General features: G+C 60.3%; 29 protein-coding genes. 26 read left to right on the top strand and 3 right to left on the bottom strand.

The features are described 5' to 3' along the window. Positions 1 to 57: 57 nt before the first annotated feature. The 8 genes from V8J83_RS15420 to V8J83_RS15385 all read left to right on the top strand — a co-directional run bounded on the left by V8J83_RS15420 (position 58) and on the right by V8J83_RS15385 (position 4,211). Entirely contained in the window at positions 58 to 303 is a 246-nt protein-coding gene (locus tag V8J83_RS15420) for a type II toxin-antitoxin system Phd/YefM family antitoxin (protein ID WP_339987324.1), read from the top strand. Next, a complete protein-coding gene (locus V8J83_RS15415) occupies positions 303 to 692 on the top strand; it encodes a type II toxin-antitoxin system VapC family toxin (protein ID WP_339987323.1) in 390 nt (129 codons plus the stop codon). Before V8J83_RS15420 ends, V8J83_RS15415 begins: the two co-directional genes overlap by 1 nt. Before the next feature lie 200 nt (positions 693 to 892). Next, positions 893 to 1,735 (top strand): 50S ribosomal protein L2, encoded by an 843-nt coding sequence (gene rplB, locus V8J83_RS15410; protein WP_339987322.1) that lies wholly within the window; start codon positions 893 to 895, stop codon positions 1,733 to 1,735. Between the two features lie 3 nt (positions 1,736 to 1,738). After that, complete coding sequence (gene rpsS, locus V8J83_RS15405; protein ID WP_339987321.1) at positions 1,739 to 2,017, top strand: 30S ribosomal protein S19; 279 nt, start codon at positions 1,739 to 1,741, stop codon at positions 2,015 to 2,017. A 3-nt stretch (positions 2,018 to 2,020) separates the two neighbouring features. Continuing rightward, the gene (rplV, locus tag V8J83_RS15400) at positions 2,021 to 2,401 is read left to right on the top strand and encodes a 50S ribosomal protein L22 (protein ID WP_339987320.1); all 381 of its coding nucleotides are present in this window, start codon (positions 2,021 to 2,023) and stop codon (positions 2,399 to 2,401) included. Next, positions 2,401 to 3,144: a 30S ribosomal protein S3 gene (rpsC, locus tag V8J83_RS15395; protein ID WP_339987319.1), complete on the top strand. Its 744-nt coding sequence runs from the start codon at positions 2,401 to 2,403 to the stop codon at positions 3,142 to 3,144. Before rplV ends, rpsC begins: the two co-directional genes overlap by 1 nt. A 13-nt stretch (positions 3,145 to 3,157) precedes the next feature. Continuing rightward, positions 3,158 to 3,571, top strand: coding sequence for a 50S ribosomal protein L16 (gene rplP, locus V8J83_RS15390; protein WP_339987318.1), 414 nt, complete (start codon positions 3,158 to 3,160; stop codon positions 3,569 to 3,571). 106 nt (positions 3,572 to 3,677) lie between these two features. Then, entirely contained in the window at positions 3,678 to 4,211 is a 534-nt protein-coding gene (locus V8J83_RS15385; protein ID WP_339987317.1) for a hypothetical protein, read from the top strand. A 237-nt stretch (positions 4,212 to 4,448) separates the two neighbouring features. Here V8J83_RS15385 and V8J83_RS15380 read toward each other — a convergent pair whose 3' ends face one another. Both V8J83_RS15380 and V8J83_RS15375 read right to left on the bottom strand, forming a co-directional pair. Continuing rightward, on the bottom strand, positions 4,449 to 4,880 hold the full coding sequence (locus V8J83_RS15380; protein ID WP_339987316.1) for a DUF1569 domain-containing protein: 432 nt from the start codon (positions 4,878 to 4,880) through the stop codon (positions 4,449 to 4,451). 48 nt (positions 4,881 to 4,928) lie between these two features. Beyond that, on the bottom strand, positions 4,929 to 5,657 hold the full coding sequence (locus V8J83_RS15375) for a hypothetical protein (protein WP_339987315.1): 729 nt from the start codon (positions 5,655 to 5,657) through the stop codon (positions 4,929 to 4,931). A gap of 87 nt (positions 5,658 to 5,744) precedes the next feature. On the opposite strand from V8J83_RS15375, the gene V8J83_RS15370 reads away from it, so the two are divergent. Both V8J83_RS15370 and V8J83_RS15365 read left to right on the top strand, forming a co-directional pair. Then, entirely contained in the window at positions 5,745 to 6,365 is a 621-nt protein-coding gene (locus V8J83_RS15370) for a TIGR02466 family protein (protein ID WP_339987314.1), read from the top strand. Between the two features lie 69 nt (positions 6,366 to 6,434). Then, positions 6,435 to 7,094, top strand: a complete 660-nt coding sequence (locus V8J83_RS15365; protein ID WP_339987313.1) for a class I SAM-dependent methyltransferase — start codon at positions 6,435 to 6,437, stop codon at positions 7,092 to 7,094. A gap of 42 nt (positions 7,095 to 7,136) precedes the next feature. Here V8J83_RS15365 and V8J83_RS15360 read toward each other — a convergent pair whose 3' ends face one another. Next, positions 7,137 to 7,715 carry a YceI family protein gene (locus tag V8J83_RS15360; RefSeq protein WP_339987312.1) on the bottom strand — a complete coding sequence of 193 codons (579 nt, stop codon included), beginning with the start codon at positions 7,713 to 7,715 and terminating at the stop codon, positions 7,137 to 7,139. A gap of 240 nt (positions 7,716 to 7,955) precedes the next feature. Between V8J83_RS15360 and V8J83_RS15355 the strand changes: the two genes are divergently transcribed. The 16 genes from V8J83_RS15355 (at position 7,956) to V8J83_RS15280 (ending at position 16,273) form a co-directional block, all read left to right on the top strand. Further along, positions 7,956 to 8,387, top strand: coding sequence for a hypothetical protein (locus tag V8J83_RS15355; protein ID WP_339987311.1), 432 nt, complete (start codon positions 7,956 to 7,958; stop codon positions 8,385 to 8,387). Positions 8,388 to 8,517: 130 nt separating this feature from the next. Continuing rightward, complete coding sequence (rpmC, locus tag V8J83_RS15350; RefSeq protein WP_339987310.1) at positions 8,518 to 8,748, top strand: 50S ribosomal protein L29; 231 nt, start codon at positions 8,518 to 8,520, stop codon at positions 8,746 to 8,748. Between the two features lie 3 nt (positions 8,749 to 8,751). Then, positions 8,752 to 8,982 (top strand): 30S ribosomal protein S17, encoded by a 231-nt coding sequence (gene rpsQ / locus V8J83_RS15345; RefSeq protein WP_339987309.1) that lies wholly within the window; start codon positions 8,752 to 8,754, stop codon positions 8,980 to 8,982. A 77-nt stretch (positions 8,983 to 9,059) separates the two neighbouring features. Continuing rightward, entirely contained in the window at positions 9,060 to 9,428 is a 369-nt protein-coding gene (gene rplN, locus V8J83_RS15340; protein WP_013963207.1) for a 50S ribosomal protein L14, read from the top strand. A 1-nt stretch (position 9,429) separates the two neighbouring features. Next, on the top strand, positions 9,430 to 9,735 hold the full coding sequence (gene rplX, locus V8J83_RS15335; protein ID WP_339987308.1) for a 50S ribosomal protein L24: 306 nt from the start codon (positions 9,430 to 9,432) through the stop codon (positions 9,733 to 9,735). After that, positions 9,735 to 10,295, top strand: coding sequence for a 50S ribosomal protein L5 (rplE, locus tag V8J83_RS15330; protein ID WP_339987307.1), 561 nt, complete (start codon positions 9,735 to 9,737; stop codon positions 10,293 to 10,295). Before rplX ends, rplE begins: the two co-directional genes overlap by 1 nt. An 18-nt stretch (positions 10,296 to 10,313) precedes the next feature. After that, a complete protein-coding gene (gene rpsN / locus V8J83_RS15325; protein WP_339987306.1) occupies positions 10,314 to 10,619 on the top strand; it encodes a 30S ribosomal protein S14 in 306 nt (101 codons plus the stop codon). Positions 10,620 to 10,631: 12 nt separating this feature from the next. After that, positions 10,632 to 11,024: a 30S ribosomal protein S8 gene (gene rpsH, locus V8J83_RS15320; protein ID WP_339987305.1), complete on the top strand. Its 393-nt coding sequence runs from the start codon at positions 10,632 to 10,634 to the stop codon at positions 11,022 to 11,024. Positions 11,025 to 11,035: 11 nt separating this feature from the next. Beyond that, positions 11,036 to 11,569, top strand: coding sequence for a 50S ribosomal protein L6 (gene rplF / locus V8J83_RS15315; RefSeq protein ID WP_339987304.1), 534 nt, complete (start codon positions 11,036 to 11,038; stop codon positions 11,567 to 11,569). Positions 11,570 to 11,580: 11 nt separating this feature from the next. Continuing rightward, a complete protein-coding gene (rplR, locus tag V8J83_RS15310) occupies positions 11,581 to 11,940 on the top strand; it encodes a 50S ribosomal protein L18 (protein WP_339987303.1) in 360 nt (119 codons plus the stop codon). Positions 11,941 to 12,052: 112 nt separating this feature from the next. Beyond that, positions 12,053 to 12,631 carry a 30S ribosomal protein S5 gene (gene rpsE, locus V8J83_RS15305; protein ID WP_339987302.1) on the top strand — a complete coding sequence of 193 codons (579 nt, stop codon included), beginning with the start codon at positions 12,053 to 12,055 and terminating at the stop codon, positions 12,629 to 12,631. A gap of 5 nt (positions 12,632 to 12,636) precedes the next feature. Further along, complete coding sequence (gene rpmD / locus V8J83_RS15300; RefSeq protein ID WP_339987301.1) at positions 12,637 to 12,825, top strand: 50S ribosomal protein L30; 189 nt, start codon at positions 12,637 to 12,639, stop codon at positions 12,823 to 12,825. Between the two features lie 145 nt (positions 12,826 to 12,970). Beyond that, positions 12,971 to 13,417 (top strand): hypothetical protein, encoded by a 447-nt coding sequence (locus V8J83_RS15295; protein ID WP_339987300.1) that lies wholly within the window; start codon positions 12,971 to 12,973, stop codon positions 13,415 to 13,417. 240 nt (positions 13,418 to 13,657) lie between these two features. Continuing rightward, positions 13,658 to 14,131, top strand: a complete 474-nt coding sequence (gene rplO / locus V8J83_RS15290) for a 50S ribosomal protein L15 (RefSeq protein WP_339987299.1) — start codon at positions 13,658 to 13,660, stop codon at positions 14,129 to 14,131. A 133-nt stretch (positions 14,132 to 14,264) separates the two neighbouring features. Then, on the top strand, positions 14,265 to 15,635 hold the full coding sequence (gene secY, locus V8J83_RS15285) for a preprotein translocase subunit SecY (RefSeq protein WP_339987298.1): 1,371 nt from the start codon (positions 14,265 to 14,267) through the stop codon (positions 15,633 to 15,635). After that, positions 15,632 to 16,273 carry an adenylate kinase gene (locus tag V8J83_RS15280; protein WP_339987297.1) on the top strand — a complete coding sequence of 214 codons (642 nt, stop codon included), beginning with the start codon at positions 15,632 to 15,634 and terminating at the stop codon, positions 16,271 to 16,273. The genes secY and V8J83_RS15280 overlap by 4 nt, the downstream gene beginning before the upstream one ends. The last annotated feature ends 9 nt before the right edge of the window (positions 16,274 to 16,282 follow it).

The following is a 16,282-nucleotide window of genomic DNA, read 5'->3' as shown; positions in this document are numbered from 1 at the left end:
TGATTTTTCGGGTATTTTGACTTAGCTAAGACTTAGCCATATTTTCAGAGAGACCCGATGCAAGCCTCGGTCCATGAAGCGAAAACGAACCTGTCAAAGCTGCTTGAAGCGGTGGCGCGCGGTGAACGTGTCGTGATCACCAAACATGGTAAGCCGGCGGCGGAGCTGGTGCCGCCGAAGAGGGGTGGTGTGGTCTTCGGGAGTTTGGCGGGAAAGGTGGACCCCAAAGTGGTCGACGCGTTTATCGATGCCCTCGAAGAACCGATGTCTGAGGAAGAGTTGCGACTTTGGGAAGGCGGGTAATGGCCTCAATCATTCTCGATACAGGGCCGTTCGTTATGCTGTTGCTTGGGAGTGAGCGCCTGACGCCCGCAACACGCATGGCCTTGAGTGAGGGCGACACGGTGTTTGTATCCGCCATTTCCTTCTACGAAATCGCTCAAAAATCCAGGTTGGGAAAGTGGCCTGACGTCGATGACATCGTTCCGCACCTTGTTGCCTCCGCGAACACGGGAAATATTGGGGTTTTGCCGATCACGGCAGATTTGGCTTTGAATGCCGCCAATCTGGATTGGGCGCACAGAGACCCGTTCGACCGAATAATCGCGGCGACGGCCTTGTCCGAGAACATGACATGCGTTTCGTCGGACAGGGCATTTGATGACGTTGGGGTCGTAAGGATCCGGCCCTAGCTTTGGCGTGACGCATTTCATTGTGTGCTTGGTGTTGACCCCCACCGCCCAACCTCCTAAACGCACGCATCGGCATGGCCCCGGATTCGTCCGGGGCTGTCGTTTTTGGTCTCATGACCAACTCTACGGGCACCTCCGGGGGCCTTTAACATCGGGGTCGGCCTCATGCCGGTCCTTCAAGCAAACGGAAGACAGTTAACATGGCACTCAAGTCGTATAAGCCGACGACGCCGGGCCAGCGTGGGCTGGTACTGATCGACCGTTCGGAGCTGTGGAAAGGACGTCCTGTCAAATCCCTGACTGAGGGTTTGACCAAGAAGGGCGGCCGGAACAACACCGGACGGATCACGGCGCGTCGTCGTGGGGGTGGGGCCAAGCGCCTTTACCGTATCGTGGATTTCAAGCGCACCAAGCTCGACGTCGAAGCAGTCGTCGTTCGGATCGAATATGACCCGAACCGGACCGCCTTCATCGCGCTGGTGCAATACACCGATGGTGAGCAGGCCTATATCCTTGCGCCGCAGCGGTTGGCGATTGGGGACAAGGTGATCTCGTCCAGCAAGGCCGACATCAAGCCGGGCAACGCGATGCCGTTCTCGGGCCTGCCGATCGGGACAATCGTGCACAACATCGAGCTGAAGCCCGGCAAGGGTGGTCAGATCGCGCGCGCCGCGGGCACCTATGCCCAGTTCGTCGGTCGGGATGGCGGTTACGCCCAGATCCGCCTGTCGAGTGGTGAGCTTCGCCTCGTCCGTCAGGAATGCATGGCAACGGTTGGCGCGGTGTCGAACCCCGACAATTCGAACCAGAACCTTGGTAAGGCCGGTCGTGTGCGTCACATGGGCAAGCGCCCGAGCGTGCGCGGTGTGGCCATGAACCCGATCGATCACCCCCATGGTGGTGGTGAGGGTCGGACCTCGGGTGGCCGTACGCCGGTTACGCCCTGGGGTGTGGACACCAAGGGCAAGCGCACCCGCAACAAGAACAAGGCGTCGCAGAAGCTGATTATCCGCTCGCGTCACGCCAAGAAGAAAGGGCGCTAAGTCATGAGCCGCTCCGTCTGGAAAGGGCCTTTTGTCGACAGTTATGTCCTCAAGAAAGCCGAAGCCACCAAGGAATCCGGTCGCAACGAGGTCATCAAGATCTGGTCGCGCCGCTCCACCATTCTGCCCCAGTTCGTCGGTCTGACGTTCGGTGTCTACAACGGCCACAAGCATGTGCCCGTGAACGTCACCGAGGACATGATCGGTCAGAAATTCGGGGAATATTCGCCCACGCGCACGTATTACGGGCACGCGGCCGACAAAAAAGCCAAGAGGAAGTAAGCCATGGGCAAGGATAAAAATCCCCGCCGCGTGGCGGATAACGAGGCGCGCGCCAAGCTGCGGATGCTGAAGACCAGCCCGCAGAAGCTCAACCTTGTTGCCGGCCTCATTCGCGGCAAGAAGGTGGAGAAGGCGCTGACCGATCTCACCTTCTCGAAAAAGCGCATCGCGGTTGACGTGAAGAAGTGCCTTCAGTCGGCCATCGCTAATGCCGAAAACAATCACGGTCTGGATGTCGACGAACTGGTCGTCACCGAGGCCTATGTGGGCAAGAACCTTGTGATGAAGCGTGGCCGTCCGCGGGCGCGTGGCCGGTTCGGTCGCATACACAAGCCGTTCGCAGAGCTGACCATCACGGTCCGCCAGGTTGAGGAGACCGCCTAATGGGACATAAGGTAAACCCGATCGGCATGCGTCTTCAGGTCAACCGGACCTGGGACAGCCGTTGGTACGCAAACACCAAGGAATACGGTGATCTGCTGCTGGAAGACATCAAGATCCGCGAGTTCATCAAGACGGGCTGGTGGGAATTTGTCGCCAAGCGGGACAAGCGCAACCCCGGTGACGCCGGGATCGCCAAGATCATCATCGAGCGTCCGCACAAGAAGTGCCGTGTGACGATCCATTCGGCACGTCCGGGTGTGATCATCGGCAAGAAGGGGTCGGACATCGAGGGTCTGCGCAAGGAGCTGGCGAAGATCACCGACAGCGAATTGCACCTCAACATCGTTGAGATCCGCAAGCCCGAGCTGGACGCGCAATTGGTGGCTGAGTCCATCGCGCAGCAGCTTGAGCGCCGCGTTTCGTTCCGCCGGGCCATGAAGCGGGCCGTGCAGAACGCCATGCGCATGGGGTCGTTGGGCATTCGTGTGAACGTCGCGGGCCGCCTTGGCGGCGCCGAGATCGCGCGGACCGAATGGTACCGTGAGGGCCGCGTGCCGTTGCACACCCTGCGTGCGGACATTGACTACGCACATGCCGAGGCAAAGACGCCGTACGGCATCATCGGCATCAAAACCTGGATCTTCAAAGGTGAGATCATGGAGCACGATCCCAGTGCCCGTGACCGTCGCCAGCAGGAGCTTCAGGAAAGCGGTGGGGCCTCGCGCCCGCGCCGTGATCGCTGAGGGGGGCTGAGACATGTTGCAACCGAAACGGACAAAGTTCCGCAAGATGCACAAGGGCCGGATCAAGGGCGAAGCGAAGGGCGGGTCTGACCTGACCTTCGGCACCTACGGTTTGAAAGCCCTTCAGCCCGAGCGCGTCACCGCACGCCAGATCGAAGCCGCCCGTCGGGCCATGACGCGCCACATGAAGCGTCAGGGTCGCGTCTGGATCCGGATTTTCCCGGACACGCCGGTGACCTCCAAGCCCGTCGAAGTGCGTATGGGTAAGGGTAAAGGGTCGGTCGATTTCTGGGCCTGCAAGGTCAAGCCGGGCCGGATCATGTTCGAGATCGACGGTGTGTCGGAGCCCGTCGCCCGCGAGGCCCTGCGCCTTGCTGCGATGAAGCTTCCGGTCAAGACCCGCACGGTGGTCCGCGAAGACTGGTAAGGTCGAAGGCGCTTTTGCGTTTTCTGGCTGATTGAGAGTTCAGGGCCCCTGCCGAGCGATCGGCGGGGGTCTTATTTTGTTCAAATTCCAGATGTAGTGGGATCGAATGGCGGTATTGAAAAAATCCATTCAATCCATTGCGTGCATTGCGGCCTTTGGCTTTGCGGCGTTCTTTCTCGTATTCACCATGCGCGAGGTTGCCATACGGGATTTCCTATCCCCGCCGCCCCCGATCATAAACACGGCGCATCCTGCAACAGATCTGGCGAATTGCGTCAACGACCAGCCGCCTCCGAGTTACCTAATCATGCGACCCACGACGGAGGCGCGCTTTAATGCCCGCGTCATTGAGCGATCGGAGTCCTTTACGACACTCACGATTGGACGCTCCACACGGGGCAGATGGGTGTTCGCGGTGGATACTCGGGGCGAGCAGCCGCTTGTCTACGATGTGCGGCTGCAACCGGTGCCTGTGCTGGAGTCGATGCGGGACCGGGCTTCCTTCCAGCAAACCACAGAAGCCTTTGAGGCCTGCGGCGCTGAATACATCGGCGAAGTTCCCGTTCCGCAGGAGGAGTGGGCGACGTGGTTCGGTGACCCGTTCTTCGAGAATTATGAGCGTTGGAACCGGTGGCGATGAGCGCTTGTCTGGAGGGCGCAGTTATCTTCGCCGCCATCGCATTCTGGTGCCTTGCCCTGCCGTTCACCATCCACATTGGACGGTGCCATGCGTTGAGCGTGCGAGAGGCTTTGTTAGACGCAGTTGGGGTCAAAAGGGTGTTCTTGACGAACGCTCAGGAAGCAATGCGCCTTTGTGTGATTGTTGTGCCGTTTGGTGTGCTGTTTGTCGCGAAGACCTATACGTGCGGCGGGTAGGTTAACGCCCCCGGACCTCTTCCAAATGGTTGTCGATATGCATCAGGTGGGCCAAAGCGAAGTGATCCTTCCCGAGCGCGCCAAAGGCGAAGTGGGGGCGCAGGGCGCCGTCGAAATCGCGAAAGTGTTCCAGCGCGATCCAGAGGCGGTGCAGCCCGGCATCGGCGGTCACGTCGCCGATGATTTCGCCGGGGATGGGTTCGTCAAGGCCGTGGCTCATGCGTCCGCGCAATTTGAAAACGGTAAAGGCCAGTTTCCCGGCGGTCATCTGGAACAGTTTCGGTTTCTGTTCAGGGTAGCCGGACATTGAGAATTCGACCCCTTGGGCGAGGTGGCTGAAGGTGCGGCCAAGGTCCCAATCGCCGGTCGATTGGATCGCGGAGAGGTCGAGGGCGTCGAGGCGGCGGAAGGCGGTGTCGAGTGCGTTGGTCATGGGCGACAGTAAGGCCGCCCGTTGGCGATGGGTCAAGCCGCGCGGCGGTCAGGTGGAGGGCCAGATCGCCTCCATCCCGCCGTTGAAATCGGCCCAGGACATGGTGGCGCGGTTGCCGGCGTAGCCCTCGTAATAGGAGCGCCCGTTGGGCAGCGGCAGGCCGGCCCAGATGCGGGCAAGGTTGTGCATGAAATCACGACGGCCAAGAGTGCCCTCTTCAAAACCCTCAAGCCCGGCCTCGTGCAACAAAACGGTGGCAAGGCTATCCTGCACCTCGGGCGTAAACGGCACTTCGGGGCCATAGCCGCGGATGCGCGCGACGCGGCGCAGGGTGTCGGGGATGAACTGATACCGGCCGATGGCGTGGGGTTGTCCGGGGGTGGCGGCGATCCAGGCGTAGATCTCGCCCAACGTCATTTGCGTGGGTGCCCGCGGCGGCGGAATGCGCGCACCGCGGTTGTAGGCATCATAGCCCGCGGCCCCGGCCTCGGCCCGGGCGATGAGGTTGAAAAGGAGCGCGACCTGTCCGGATTGGCCGATGGGCCCGGATTGCCCGACCGGATCAGGGCGGGTGCGGACCGGAAAAGGGGCGAAGAGGCTACCGTCGCGAGTGCCCGCAAAAAGCGAACCGGTGCCAGGGCCGCTTGCGCCGATGGAGCCGTCGATAAGCGGAGAGGCGCGGGCCACGAGGGGCGCGACATCGGCCTTGGCCAGACCGGTGAGAAGGAAGATGATCGTGAGGGGCAGGAACAAGGCCCCATACAGTCGGTTCGCCATTCTGGCCAATTCCCGCAGGATTACTCTTGGCGGGCAATGTGGCGGCAATACCTTTCAAATCCGTTTCCACGCGCCTAAAGACGGGCCATGGCTACGATCAAATCCCTTTTTGCGACGCGTCTTTACCATGCCAAGCTCGCCGAATTTGGCCCGCAGGTGGAGGAGGACGAGTTGATGGCGTCGTGCTTTTCCATCGCCGATGACGACCAGGCGGGGCAGCAATGGTGCGCGGAAAACGGGTTCCCCGGATACACGTCCTATGCGTCGCTGACCGATCTGCCGTGGCGGTTTCCGATCTTTGCCTCGGTGGTGGAGGCGTTGGACGCCCATGTCGCGGCCTTTGCCGAAGACCTGGAGTTCGATCTGGAGGGGCGGGAGCTCAAGCTCGAAGACATCTGGATCAATATCCTGCCCGAGGGGGGGATACACACGTCGCATATCCACCCGCATTCGGTGATTTCGGGCACGACCTATGTGGCGGTGCCGCCGGGGGCGCGGTCGATCAAGCTTGAAGATCCGCGCCACGCGATGATGATGGCTGCCCCCGGACGCAAACCCGACGCGCGCGCGGAATTGCAGGCGTTTGTCTATCCGAACCCGCAGGCGGGGGATGTGTTGCTTTGGGAATCGTGGCTCCGCCATGAGGTGCCGATGAACATGGATGAAGACGACCGCATCAGTGTGAGCTTCAATTACAGCTGGTCTTGACGCCTGTGTTGCATGAGGGGCGCGTGGCGTGTTCTGGTGCGGCAAAACAAGAGCAGGAGGCACAGGCACATGGCGGGCGGAAACCCAATCAGCTACCTCACCGAGGCGTCAAAGCAGGAAAGCTTCGCGCATTTCAAGGCGCATATGGAGCAATCCATGCTGTTCCGGAACCGCGACAAGAACCGGTCCTACGCGGTGGGGCGGGCGATCAAGGCGGGGATCAAGGACGGCTTGTTCGTGGAATTCGGCGTCGCCGGTGGTGCTGGATCGCGCTTGTTCGGGGACGCGTTGCAGCCCCATGGTCAGACGCTGACCGGGTTCGACAGTTTCGAGGGGCTGGAAGAGGATTGGACCGGCATCCAATCTGGCCGGGAAGCGGGCGCGTTCACCCAAGGGGGCGCAATGCCGAAGGTGCCCGACAACGTGACTTTGGTGAAAGGCTGGGTGCAGGACACGCTGCCGGGGTATCTGAAGGACACCGGGGCGCGGCCGTTCGCCTTTGTGCATATGGATATGGACACCTACACGCCGACGCTGTTTGCGCTGAAGGCGATCAAGAAGCGGCTGGTGAAGGGGACGGTGATCCTGTTCGACGAGCTCTACGGCTATCCGGGTTGGCGGCACCATGAATACAAGGCGCTGACCGAGGTGCTGAAAGAGGGCGATTACCGGTATATCAGTTTCTCGACCGAAAGCGTCGCGATCGAGATGGTCCGCAAGCCGAAGTGAGCGACGACGGCTTGCGGAGGGGCGGCCTGCGGCCGGGCAGGGTCAGTTTTCGATGTCGAACATCAGGCGCATGGTGACGGGCACGGCGCGCGAGATGTGATCAAGGCTGGCCAGCTCTTGCAGAACGTCGATGCCCGCGTCGATCCCGGCCACATCGGTTTCGAGAAACACCATGTCGCTGGTCATCGCCATAACGCGATCTTCGGACAGGCGGACAACAACCATATCGGTGGTCAGGTCCAGCTCGGTGCCGATGAACGACAAGACGGCGTCCACTTCCATCTCCATCATGTCGCCGACGGCAAGCGCTTCGGTGGCGGCCATGTCGATCTCGGTCGTCAGGCGCGCGGCGGGCACGGCGTTGAAGACATGCTCGGCCATGCGTTCGTTGCGGATGTCGATCATGGTCTCAAGGGTGGTCAGGTCAATCTCGATATCGGTCGCGCCGGTGTCGGACACGGTGCCGGACAGGCCGTCGAAGGTGTGGACCTCGCCGATGTAGTCGTTCTTGACCGACGCGAAGGCCAGATGCGAGCCCTCTGCGTTCAGGGTCCAGGTCTCGGACAGGACGGGGGTTGCGACGAGCGCCAGAAGGGCGGCGGTAAAAGCGGTGGTTTTCATGGAGATCTCCCTTTTCATTGCGATTGATCGCACGGGCGTGCGGTGTGTATGGGGAGAACGATTGGGCGTCGGAGTTTATTCGGACCGCCGGGGTGACGTTTTTGTGAGGGGGGATTATGGTGCGGAGGACGGGCCGGCTTGGCGGAGTCGCATTAATGCTGCGCAGTTTTGAGGTAGGGAAACAGTTTGCTGATTTTAGGCCTTATTCAAGGGCTTGTCACGTTGACCGGAGCATTGGCCTTGTTCCTGGTCGCACGAGCAGTCCTCAGGGGCCCAGAGTACATTGCGGCCTGCAATCAAGCGTTCGACCGCCGCTTCCTTGATCGAGCGCGTTTCTCTATTTGGGAAATTTGCTGCGTTCGCGCGACGCCGTTCGCGCTCCATATACTCGGGGCTTGGGCTGGCTTCGAAGTGTTTTCCGGACTCTTTTGGTTTCTTGAGGATAATGGCCGTATCGACGAATTTGGTGAATGGGCAAGCTATCGCCAAATATTTGCGACAACGTTAGGCATCCCGAGCGGATTGTTCTTCTTCTACTCAGTTACAAGGACTTGCGAGAAGGTTTGGATCAGAACACTCCAGGCTGCTGATGTGGCTCCGGTTGATTGGCTGGAGTATGAGCTTGGCGGGCGGAACACCCCCAAGCCAGAGAGAGAAAAAACGTCCGATTAATCCGTCCTTGCCAACCCCTCCCATCCCCCCTATACGCGCCCTCTATTCACCGAACTCCACGGGAATCAGCGTGACCTTGGTCGATCCGGCCAACAGGGCGCCCCCGTGATGTGAGAGAAGGACAAAGGCGATGAACGCCCAGGAAATGCGTGACAAGACGCCGGATCAGCTCCGTGACGAGTTGACGGCCCTGAAGAAGGAGGCCTTCAACCTCCGCTTCCAGCAGGCCACTGGCCAGCTTGAGAACACCGCCCGTATGCGCCAGGTGCGCCGCGACGCCGCGCGGGTAAAGACCATTCTGAACGAAAAAGCAGCAGTCGCTGCATCGGACGCTTCGTCCGCAGCCGCATCGGAGGCCTGATCTATGCCCAAGCGTATTTTGACCGGCACCGTGACCAGCGACGCCAACGAGCAGACCGTGACCGTATCCGTGGAGCGCCGCTTCAAGCACCCGGTCATGCAGAAGACCATCCGGAAGTCCAAGAAGTATCGGGCGCATGATCCGGAGAACACTTTCAAGGTCGGGGACCAGGTCCGCATTCAGGAATGTGCCCCCGTCTCGAAATCCAAGCGCTGGGAGGTGATCGCGTCCTAAGCGTTCACATCTCGGTTTGATCGAAACCCCCGGGCCAATGTGCAAACAGCCGGTCCGGGACGTCGGGAGAAACCAATATGATCCAGATGCAGACAAATCTGGATGTTGCTGACAACAGCGGCGCGCGCCGTGTTCAGTGCATCAAGGTTCTGGGTGGTTCCAAACGCAAATACGCCTCTGTGGGCGACATCATCGTGGTGTCGGTCAAGGAGGCTATTCCGCGTGGTCGCGTGAAGAAGGGGGATGTCCGCAAGGCCGTCGTCGTTCGCACGGCCAAGGAAGTGCGTCGCGACGATGGCACCGCCATTCGTTTTGACCGCAACGCCGCCGTCATTCTCAACAACAACAACGAGCCGATCGGCACCCGTATCTTCGGGCCGGTTGTTCGTGAGCTGCGTGCGAAGAACTTCATGAAGATCATCTCGCTCGCGCCGGAGGTGCTGTAAGATGGCTGCCAAGCTCAAGAAAGGCGACAAGGTCGTCGTGCTTGCCGGTAAGGACAAGGGCAAGGAAGGCGAGATCGCTTCCGTGAACCCCAAGGCCGGCAAAGCCATCGTGGAGGGCGTGAACATCGCCATCCGTCACACCAAGCAAAGCCAATCCTCGCAGGGCGGTCGCATCCCACAGCCGATGCCGATCGAATTGTCGAACCTGGCGCTGCTCGACAGCAACGGCAAAGCGACCCGCGTCGGCTTCAAGATGGAAGACGGCAAGAAGGTACGTTTCGCCAAGACCACGGGGGACGCAATCTGATGCTGGACACCGCAACATATACCCCGCGTATGAAGACCGCCTATCGCGACGCCATCAAGGCCGCGATGAAGGAGGAATTCGGTTACAAGAACGACATGCAGATCCCGCGTCTTGAGAAGATCGTTCTCAACATCGGCGCCGGTGCGGAAGCGGTTCGGGATTCCAAGAAGGCCAAATCGGCCCAGGAAGATCTGACCGCCATCGCAGGCCAGCACGCCGTCATCACCAAGGCCAAGAAGTCCATCGCTGGCTTCCGCGTCCGTGAAGACATGCCGCTTGGCACGAAGGTCACGCTGCGTGGCGACCGCATGTATGATTTCCTGGATCGCCTCACCACCATCGCAATGCCCCGCATTCGCGACTTCCGTGGTGTGAAGCCGTCGTTTGACGGTCGTGGCAACTTTGCCATGGGCATCAAGGAACACATCGTCTTTCCCGAGATCAACTTCGACAAGGTCGATGAGGTTTGGGGCATTGACGTGATCATTGTCACAACGGCGGACACAGACGCCGAGGCGAAGTCGCTGTTGAAGCACTTCAACATGCCCTTCAACGCCTGACGCGAGAGGAATAGACCAATGGCAAAAGTTTCCATGGTTCAACGTGAGCTCAAGCGTCAGCGCCTGGTGGAGAAGTATGCCACCAAGCGTGCTGCGCTGAAAGAGATCGCAAATGACGAAGACAAGCCGATGGAAGAGCGCTTCAAGGCGCGTCTGAAACTGGCGAAACTGCCGCGCAACAGCTCGGCCACCCGTCTTCACAACCGTTGCCAGCTGACCGGGCGCCCGAAGGCGTATTACCGCAAGCTGAAAATGTCGCGCATCAAGCTGCGTGATCTGGCCTCCAACGGTCAGATCCCCGGCATGGTCAAGTCGAGCTGGTGAGGAGCAGATAAGATGAATGATCCTATCGGCGATATGCTGACCCGCATCCGCAACAGCCAGATGCGCGGTAAATCCACGGTCGAGACCCCGGCCTCCAAGCAACGCGCGCGTGTCTTGGATGTGTTGGTGGACGAAGGCTACATCCGCGGCTATGAGCCCGCCACCGGCAAGGACGGACACCCGGCCTTCGAGATCAGCCTGAAGTACTATGAAGGCACCCCGGTGATCCGTGAGCTCAAGCGCGTGTCGAAACCCGGCCGCCGCGTCTACATGAGCGTGGGCGACATCCCGCAGGTCCGTCAGGGCCTGGGTGTGTCGATCGTCTCCACCTCGAAGGGCGTGATGTCCGATGCAAACGCTCGCAGCCAGAATGTTGGCGGCGAAGTGCTTTGCACGATCTTCTGAGGGGGTGACACATGTCTCGTATTGGTAAAAGACCGGTCGAGCTGCCCGGGGGTGTTGAAGCTTCCGTGTCGGGTCAGACCATCGAAGTGAAGGGCCCCAAGGGTGCCCGCAGCTTCAAGGCAACCGACGATGTCTCCGTCACGGTGGACGGCAATGTCATCAATGTTGAGCCGCGCGGCAAGTCCAAGCGCGCGCGTCAGCAATGGGGCATGAGCCGCACCATGGTGCAGAACCTCGTCACCGGCGTCACCGACGGTTTCAAGAAAGAGCTTGAGATCCAGGGTGTTGGTTATCGTGCACAGATGCAGGGCAACACCCTGAAGCTGTCGCTGGGGTATAGCCACGATGTCGATTTCGACGTGCCCGAGGGTGTGACCGTCACCTGCCCGAAGAACACCGAAGTGGTGATCGAGGGCAACGACCAACAGCTTGTTGGTCAGGTGGCTGCGAACATTCGTGAGTGGCGTGCGCCGGAGCCCTACAAGGGCAAGGGCATTCGCTACAAGGGTGAGTACATCTTCCGTAAGGAAGGCAAGAAGAAGTAAGGGCTGGCACTATGGCTATGAGCAAACGCGATCTGTTCCAGAAGCGCCGCCTGCGCAACCGGAACAAAATGAAGAAGATGGCTGCAGGGCGCGCGCGCCTTTCGGTTCATCGTTCGAACAAGAACATCAGCGTCCAGCTGATCGACGATGTGGAAGGTCGCACGCTCGCGTCGGCTTCTTCGCTGGAATCGTCGCTTGGCGTGGTCGGCAAGAACAACGTGGAGGCCGCCACCAAGGTGGGCGCCGCGATTGCCGAGCGGGCGAAGAAGGCTGGGGTCGAGGAATGCTATTTCGACCGTGGCGGCTTCCTGTTCCACGGGCGTGTGAAGGCCTTGGCCGACGCCGCACGTGAAGGTGGTCTGAAGTTCTGAAGACTTGAAGGCGGCTCCGGTGGGGCCGCCTCGATGATCCCGGGGTCTTGGGCTCACGAGGATTGAGATAACTCCGGCGCTTTCGAGCGCTTCGATTTGAAGGAATTGCCATATGGCAGAACGTGAGAACAGAGGGCGCGGCCGCGGTCGCAACCGTGAAGAGGAAACGCCGGAATTTGCCGATCGCCTGGTCGCGATCAACCGCGTTTCGAAGACCGTGAAGGGTGGTAAGCGTTTCGGCTTTGCAGCCCTTGTCGTCGTTGGTGATCAGCGCGGTCGCGTGGGCTTTGGCAAAGGGAAGGCCAAAGAGGTGCCCGAGGCGATCCGCAAGGCCACCGAGCAGGCCAAGCGCAACCTGATCCGCGTGCCGCTCAAGGAAGGCCGCACGCTGCACCACGACATTCTGGGCCGTCATGGCGCGGGCAAGGTCGTGATGCGCACGGCGCCGGAAGGGACCGGGATTATCGCCGGTGGTCCGATGCGTGCCGTGTTCGAGATGCTGGGTGTGAAGGACGTTGTGTCCAAATCGACCGGCTCGCAGAACCCCTACAACATGATCCGCGCCACGCTGGACGGCTTGCGCAAGGAAAGCTCGCCCCGTCAGGTGGCGGCACGTCGCGGCAAGAAGGTCGCCGACATCCTGCCCAAGCGCGATGATGCGCCCGCAGCCGCAGAGACCGAGGAGGCCTGAGACCCATGGCAAAAACCATCGTCGTCAAGCAGGTGGGTTCGCCCATCCGCCGCCCCCAGGATCAGCGCGCAACGCTGATCGGTCTGGGCCTGAACAAGATGCACAAGACCCGCGAATTGGAGGACACCCCTTCGGTCCGCGGTATGATCAACAAGATCCCGCATCTCGTCGAAATCGTCGAGGAACGCGGCTAAACCGCCCCTCACGGACCGACATCAAAGTACCGCAGAGCCCCGGATTTTCCGGGGCTTTTGTGTCTCTTTGGCTATCGGATCGAATATTTCAGCGTCGCTGCGGTTTATTTGTTACTCTAACCTATGCAAATTGGGTCCTGTTCGCGTGCCAATAGAATTTTCAACATCCCTGGAGCACGATCTGCTCTATGCCCGCTGGAGCGGTGCGGTCAATTACGACCAATTCCAAGCCAATTTCGTCCGCTACCTCCAGGATGCGAATTATCGGGCGGGCCGTCCGGAATTGATCGACCTTGCAGCCGTTACCTCGATCGATATCAATTTCAATCTGGTCCGGTCCATGGTGCGTCAGGTCAATGAACAGGCGCCGGGCAAGATCGTGAACACCCGAAGCATCATTTATGCGCCTGATGAGACGGCGTTCGGGATTGGCCGCATGTATCAGACACTGGCGGAAATTTCCGGAGGCACGCAGGTCGAGGTGTTTCGCACCGAGCGGGAGGCTATGGACGCGCTGGAGCTGCCGCATGAGAGCATTGCGCATCTGTTGAGGGTGGAAACCTTTCTTCCCGCAACCCCGGCCAAGGTATAGCTTGCGCAGGCACCGAGGACATGGCGTCGGGGCCTGTATCGCTGCAGGGGCCAGACGGGTCTTGCCTGATTGCCGCCAAGCCCATATACGCGCCCGGTGGCCGGAATCGGCCGTCGCAGTGATGCGCGCGCCTCTGGCGCACCATCAAAACCAAACGCGCACCAAGGGTGCGTCATCAAGAAATGCCGTGGCTGTCCCATTTCGCTTCCGGGGGCGCGTCCGGCTTGAAGGAGAAGCGATATGAAACTGCATGAATTGCGCGACAATCCCGGCGCAACCAAGAAGCCCAAGCGCGTGGGCCGTGGCCCGGGTTCGGGCACCGGTAAGACCGCCGGTCGCGGTATCAAGGGTCAGAAGTCCCGTTCGGGTGTAGCCATCAACGCCTATGAAGGCGGCCAGATGCCCCTCTACCAACGGCTTCCCAAGCGCGGCTTCACCAAGCCGAACCGCAAGAAATTTGCCGTTGTGAACCTGGGCCTGATCCAGAAGTTCGTCGACGCGGGCAAGATCGACGCGAAATCCGAGATTACCGAAGATGCGCTGGTCGCATCCGGCCTGGTACGCCGCAAGCTTGATGGCGTGCGGGTTCTGGCGAAGGGTGAGGTTTCGGCCAAGCTGAACATTTCGGTCACCGGCGCATCCAAGGCGGCAGTCGAGGCGGTCGAAAAAGCCGGCGGATCGCTTGCCACGGCAGCGCCTGTTGCGGCGGAGTAACCCGTTCGGGGTCTTTGTGACCTCGTAACGCTTGTGGGCGGGGACCTCTCCGCCTACATCCTATCCTTAGGAATTCTTGCGCCGCAGGGCCCCCATGATGGGGCCGGCGGCTTTAGCGCATAAGAGAGACGGCATGGCATCAGCAGCGGAGCAAATGGCCTCCAACATGAGCTGGAGCGCGTTTGGCAAAGCCACCGAGCTGCGTCAGCGCATCTGGTTTACCCTGGGCCTTCTGATCATCTACCGGATCGGCACCTATATTCCCGTGCCCGGTATCGACACGGTCGAATTGCAAGCCTTCTTTGATCAGGCGGCAGCCGGTCTTGGCGGTGTCTTGAACATGTTCACCGGCGGCGCGTTGAGCCGGATGGGTGTCTTCGCGCTTGGCATCATGCCCTACATTTCGGCCTCGATCATCGTACAGCTCATGGCGGCCATGGTGCCTGCGATGGAGCAGCTCAAGAAAGAGGGCGAGCAGGGGCGCAAGAAGCTGAACCAATGGACGCGCTACGGCACGGTGGTTCTGGCCACGGCGCAGGCCTATGGCCTGGCCGTGAGCATGGAATCGGGCGGTCTGGTGACTGATCCCGGCTGGTTCTTCCGCGCGGCCTGCGTGATCACGCTGGTGGGCGGTACGATGTTCCTGATGTGGTTGGGCGAACAGATCACCCAGCGCGGCATCGGCAACGGTATCTCGCTGATCATCTTTGTCGGCATCATCGCCGAAATCCCCGCCGCATTGGCGCAATTCTTCGAATCCGGCCGTCAGGGCGCGCTGTCGACGCCTGCGATCCTGGGCGTAATCGTGATGCTGATCGGGACGCTGTTCTTCGTGGTGTTCATGGAGCGCTCCCTGCGCAAGATCCATATCCAGTACCCGCGCCGACAGGTCGGCATGAAGGTTTACGATGGCGGGTCGAGCCACCTGCCGGTGAAGGTGAACCCGGCGGGCGTGATCCCGGCGATCTTCGCCTCGTCGCTTCTGCTGCTGCCGACCACGCTGACGACGTTCGGTGGGGCCGAGGGCAACGGCCCGGTGATGGGCTGGATCCTTGCCAACTTCGGACCGGGTCAGCCGCTTTACCTGTTGTTCTTTGCGTCGATGATCATCTTCTTCACGTATTTCTATACGCTGAATGTGTCGTTCAAGACCGAGGACGTGGCCGACAATCTGAAGAACCAGAACGGTTTCATTCCGGGCATTCGTCCGGGGGCTCGGACGGCGGAATATCTGGAATATGTGGTGCGCCGCATCCTGGTCCTTGGTTCGGCCTATCTTGCGTTGGTTTGCCTGATGCCAGAAATTGTGCGGACAAACCTTTCAATTACTGCTTACTTTGGAGGCACTTCGATTCTCATCATCGTTTCGGTGGGGATGGATACGGTTCAGCAGATCCAATCGCATCTGCTGGCGCATCAATACGAAGGCCTGCTCGAAAAGTCCCAACTCCGCGGGCGCAAGAGTGGCGCCAAGAAACCGCGGAAGGGACCGGCGCGTCGATGAACATCATACTTTTGGGCCCGCCGGGAGCGGGCAAGGGAACACAGGCGCGCATCTTGGTTGACGGCCGTGGCATGACACAGCTGTCCACCGGCGACATGTTGCGTGAAGCAAAAGACAGCGGCACCGAGATGGGCAAGGTCGTGGCCGATGTTATGGCGCGGGGCGAGCTTGTCACCGATGAGATCGTCATCGGCCTGATCCGCGAGAAGCTGGAAGGTGGCGGCACGGGGTTCATCTTCGACGGTTTCCCGCGCACGCTGGCACAGGCCGACGCGCTTGGGGATTTGCTGGCCGAGGTGGGTCAGACGCTTGATCATGTGGTGGCGATGGAAGTGAACGACGACGAACTCGTCACACGGATCACGGCGCGCGCCACCTGTGGCATGTGCGGGGAGGTCTATAACGACATCACCAAGCCGATCCCTGCAGATGGGACGTGTACCAATTGCGGTGCGTCAAGCTTCAAGCGCCGCGCGGATGATAACGAGGAAAGCCTGCGCACGCGGTTGATGGAATACTACAAAAAGACCTCTCCCCTGATCGGATATTACCACGCCAAGGGTCAGCTCCGCTGGGTCCCGGGTCTGGGCGATATCGACGAGGTTGCAGGTGGAATTGCCGCCGTTCTCGACAGCTGATCGGCCGCT

The sequence above is a fragment of the Gymnodinialimonas ulvae genome (assembly GCF_037543845.1).
GTDB classification, from domain to species: Bacteria; Pseudomonadota; Alphaproteobacteria; order Rhodobacterales; family Rhodobacteraceae; genus Gymnodinialimonas; species Gymnodinialimonas ulvae.
Note: the sequence above shows the minus strand (reverse complement) of the source record. Positions and strands in the feature narration are given on the sequence as shown.

Excerpts from the sequence above, each read along its gene's own strand:
- V8J83_RS15380 (WP_339987316.1), bottom strand. The coding sequence starts at position 4,880 with ATGACCAACGCACTCGACACCGCCTTCCGCCGCCTCGACGCCCTCGAC.
- V8J83_RS15415 (WP_339987323.1), top strand. The coding sequence starts at position 303 with ATGGCCTCAATCATTCTCGATACAGGGCCGTTCGTTATGCTGTTGCTT.
- rpsN (WP_339987306.1), top strand. The coding sequence starts at position 10,314 with ATGGCAAAAGTTTCCATGGTTCAACGTGAGCTCAAGCGTCAGCGCCTG.
- V8J83_RS15385 (WP_339987317.1), top strand. The coding sequence starts at position 3,678 with ATGGCGGTATTGAAAAAATCCATTCAATCCATTGCGTGCATTGCGGCC.
- rplX (WP_339987308.1), top strand. The coding sequence starts at position 9,430 with ATGGCTGCCAAGCTCAAGAAAGGCGACAAGGTCGTCGTGCTTGCCGGT.
- V8J83_RS15365 (WP_339987313.1), top strand. The coding sequence starts at position 6,435 with ATGGCGGGCGGAAACCCAATCAGCTACCTCACCGAGGCGTCAAAGCAG.
- rpsH (WP_339987305.1), top strand. The coding sequence starts at position 10,632 with ATGAATGATCCTATCGGCGATATGCTGACCCGCATCCGCAACAGCCAG.
- secY (WP_339987298.1), top strand. The coding sequence starts at position 14,265 with ATGGCATCAGCAGCGGAGCAAATGGCCTCCAACATGAGCTGGAGCGCG.
- rplF (WP_339987304.1), top strand. The coding sequence starts at position 11,036 with ATGTCTCGTATTGGTAAAAGACCGGTCGAGCTGCCCGGGGGTGTTGAA.
- rplN (WP_013963207.1), top strand. The coding sequence starts at position 9,060 with ATGATCCAGATGCAGACAAATCTGGATGTTGCTGACAACAGCGGCGCG.
- rpsC (WP_339987319.1), top strand. The coding sequence starts at position 2,401 with ATGGGACATAAGGTAAACCCGATCGGCATGCGTCTTCAGGTCAACCGG.
- rpsS (WP_339987321.1), top strand. The coding sequence starts at position 1,739 with ATGAGCCGCTCCGTCTGGAAAGGGCCTTTTGTCGACAGTTATGTCCTC.
- rpmC (WP_339987310.1), top strand. The coding sequence starts at position 8,518 with ATGAACGCCCAGGAAATGCGTGACAAGACGCCGGATCAGCTCCGTGAC.
- rplB (WP_339987322.1), top strand. The coding sequence starts at position 893 with ATGGCACTCAAGTCGTATAAGCCGACGACGCCGGGCCAGCGTGGGCTG.
- rplP (WP_339987318.1), top strand. The coding sequence starts at position 3,158 with ATGTTGCAACCGAAACGGACAAAGTTCCGCAAGATGCACAAGGGCCGG.
- rpsQ (WP_339987309.1), top strand. The coding sequence starts at position 8,752 with ATGCCCAAGCGTATTTTGACCGGCACCGTGACCAGCGACGCCAACGAG.
- rplR (WP_339987303.1), top strand. The coding sequence starts at position 11,581 with ATGGCTATGAGCAAACGCGATCTGTTCCAGAAGCGCCGCCTGCGCAAC.
- V8J83_RS15375 (WP_339987315.1), bottom strand. The coding sequence starts at position 5,657 with ATGGCGAACCGACTGTATGGGGCCTTGTTCCTGCCCCTCACGATCATC.
- rpsE (WP_339987302.1), top strand. The coding sequence starts at position 12,053 with ATGGCAGAACGTGAGAACAGAGGGCGCGGCCGCGGTCGCAACCGTGAA.
- rplE (WP_339987307.1), top strand. The coding sequence starts at position 9,735 with ATGCTGGACACCGCAACATATACCCCGCGTATGAAGACCGCCTATCGC.
- V8J83_RS15360 (WP_339987312.1), bottom strand. The coding sequence starts at position 7,715 with ATGAAAACCACCGCTTTTACCGCCGCCCTTCTGGCGCTCGTCGCAACC.
- rplO (WP_339987299.1), top strand. The coding sequence starts at position 13,658 with ATGAAACTGCATGAATTGCGCGACAATCCCGGCGCAACCAAGAAGCCC.
- rpmD (WP_339987301.1), top strand. The coding sequence starts at position 12,637 with ATGGCAAAAACCATCGTCGTCAAGCAGGTGGGTTCGCCCATCCGCCGC.
- V8J83_RS15370 (WP_339987314.1), top strand. The coding sequence starts at position 5,745 with ATGGCTACGATCAAATCCCTTTTTGCGACGCGTCTTTACCATGCCAAG.
- rplV (WP_339987320.1), top strand. The coding sequence starts at position 2,021 with ATGGGCAAGGATAAAAATCCCCGCCGCGTGGCGGATAACGAGGCGCGC.
- V8J83_RS15420 (WP_339987324.1), top strand. The coding sequence starts at position 58 with ATGCAAGCCTCGGTCCATGAAGCGAAAACGAACCTGTCAAAGCTGCTT.
- V8J83_RS15280 (WP_339987297.1), top strand. The coding sequence starts at position 15,632 with ATGAACATCATACTTTTGGGCCCGCCGGGAGCGGGCAAGGGAACACAG.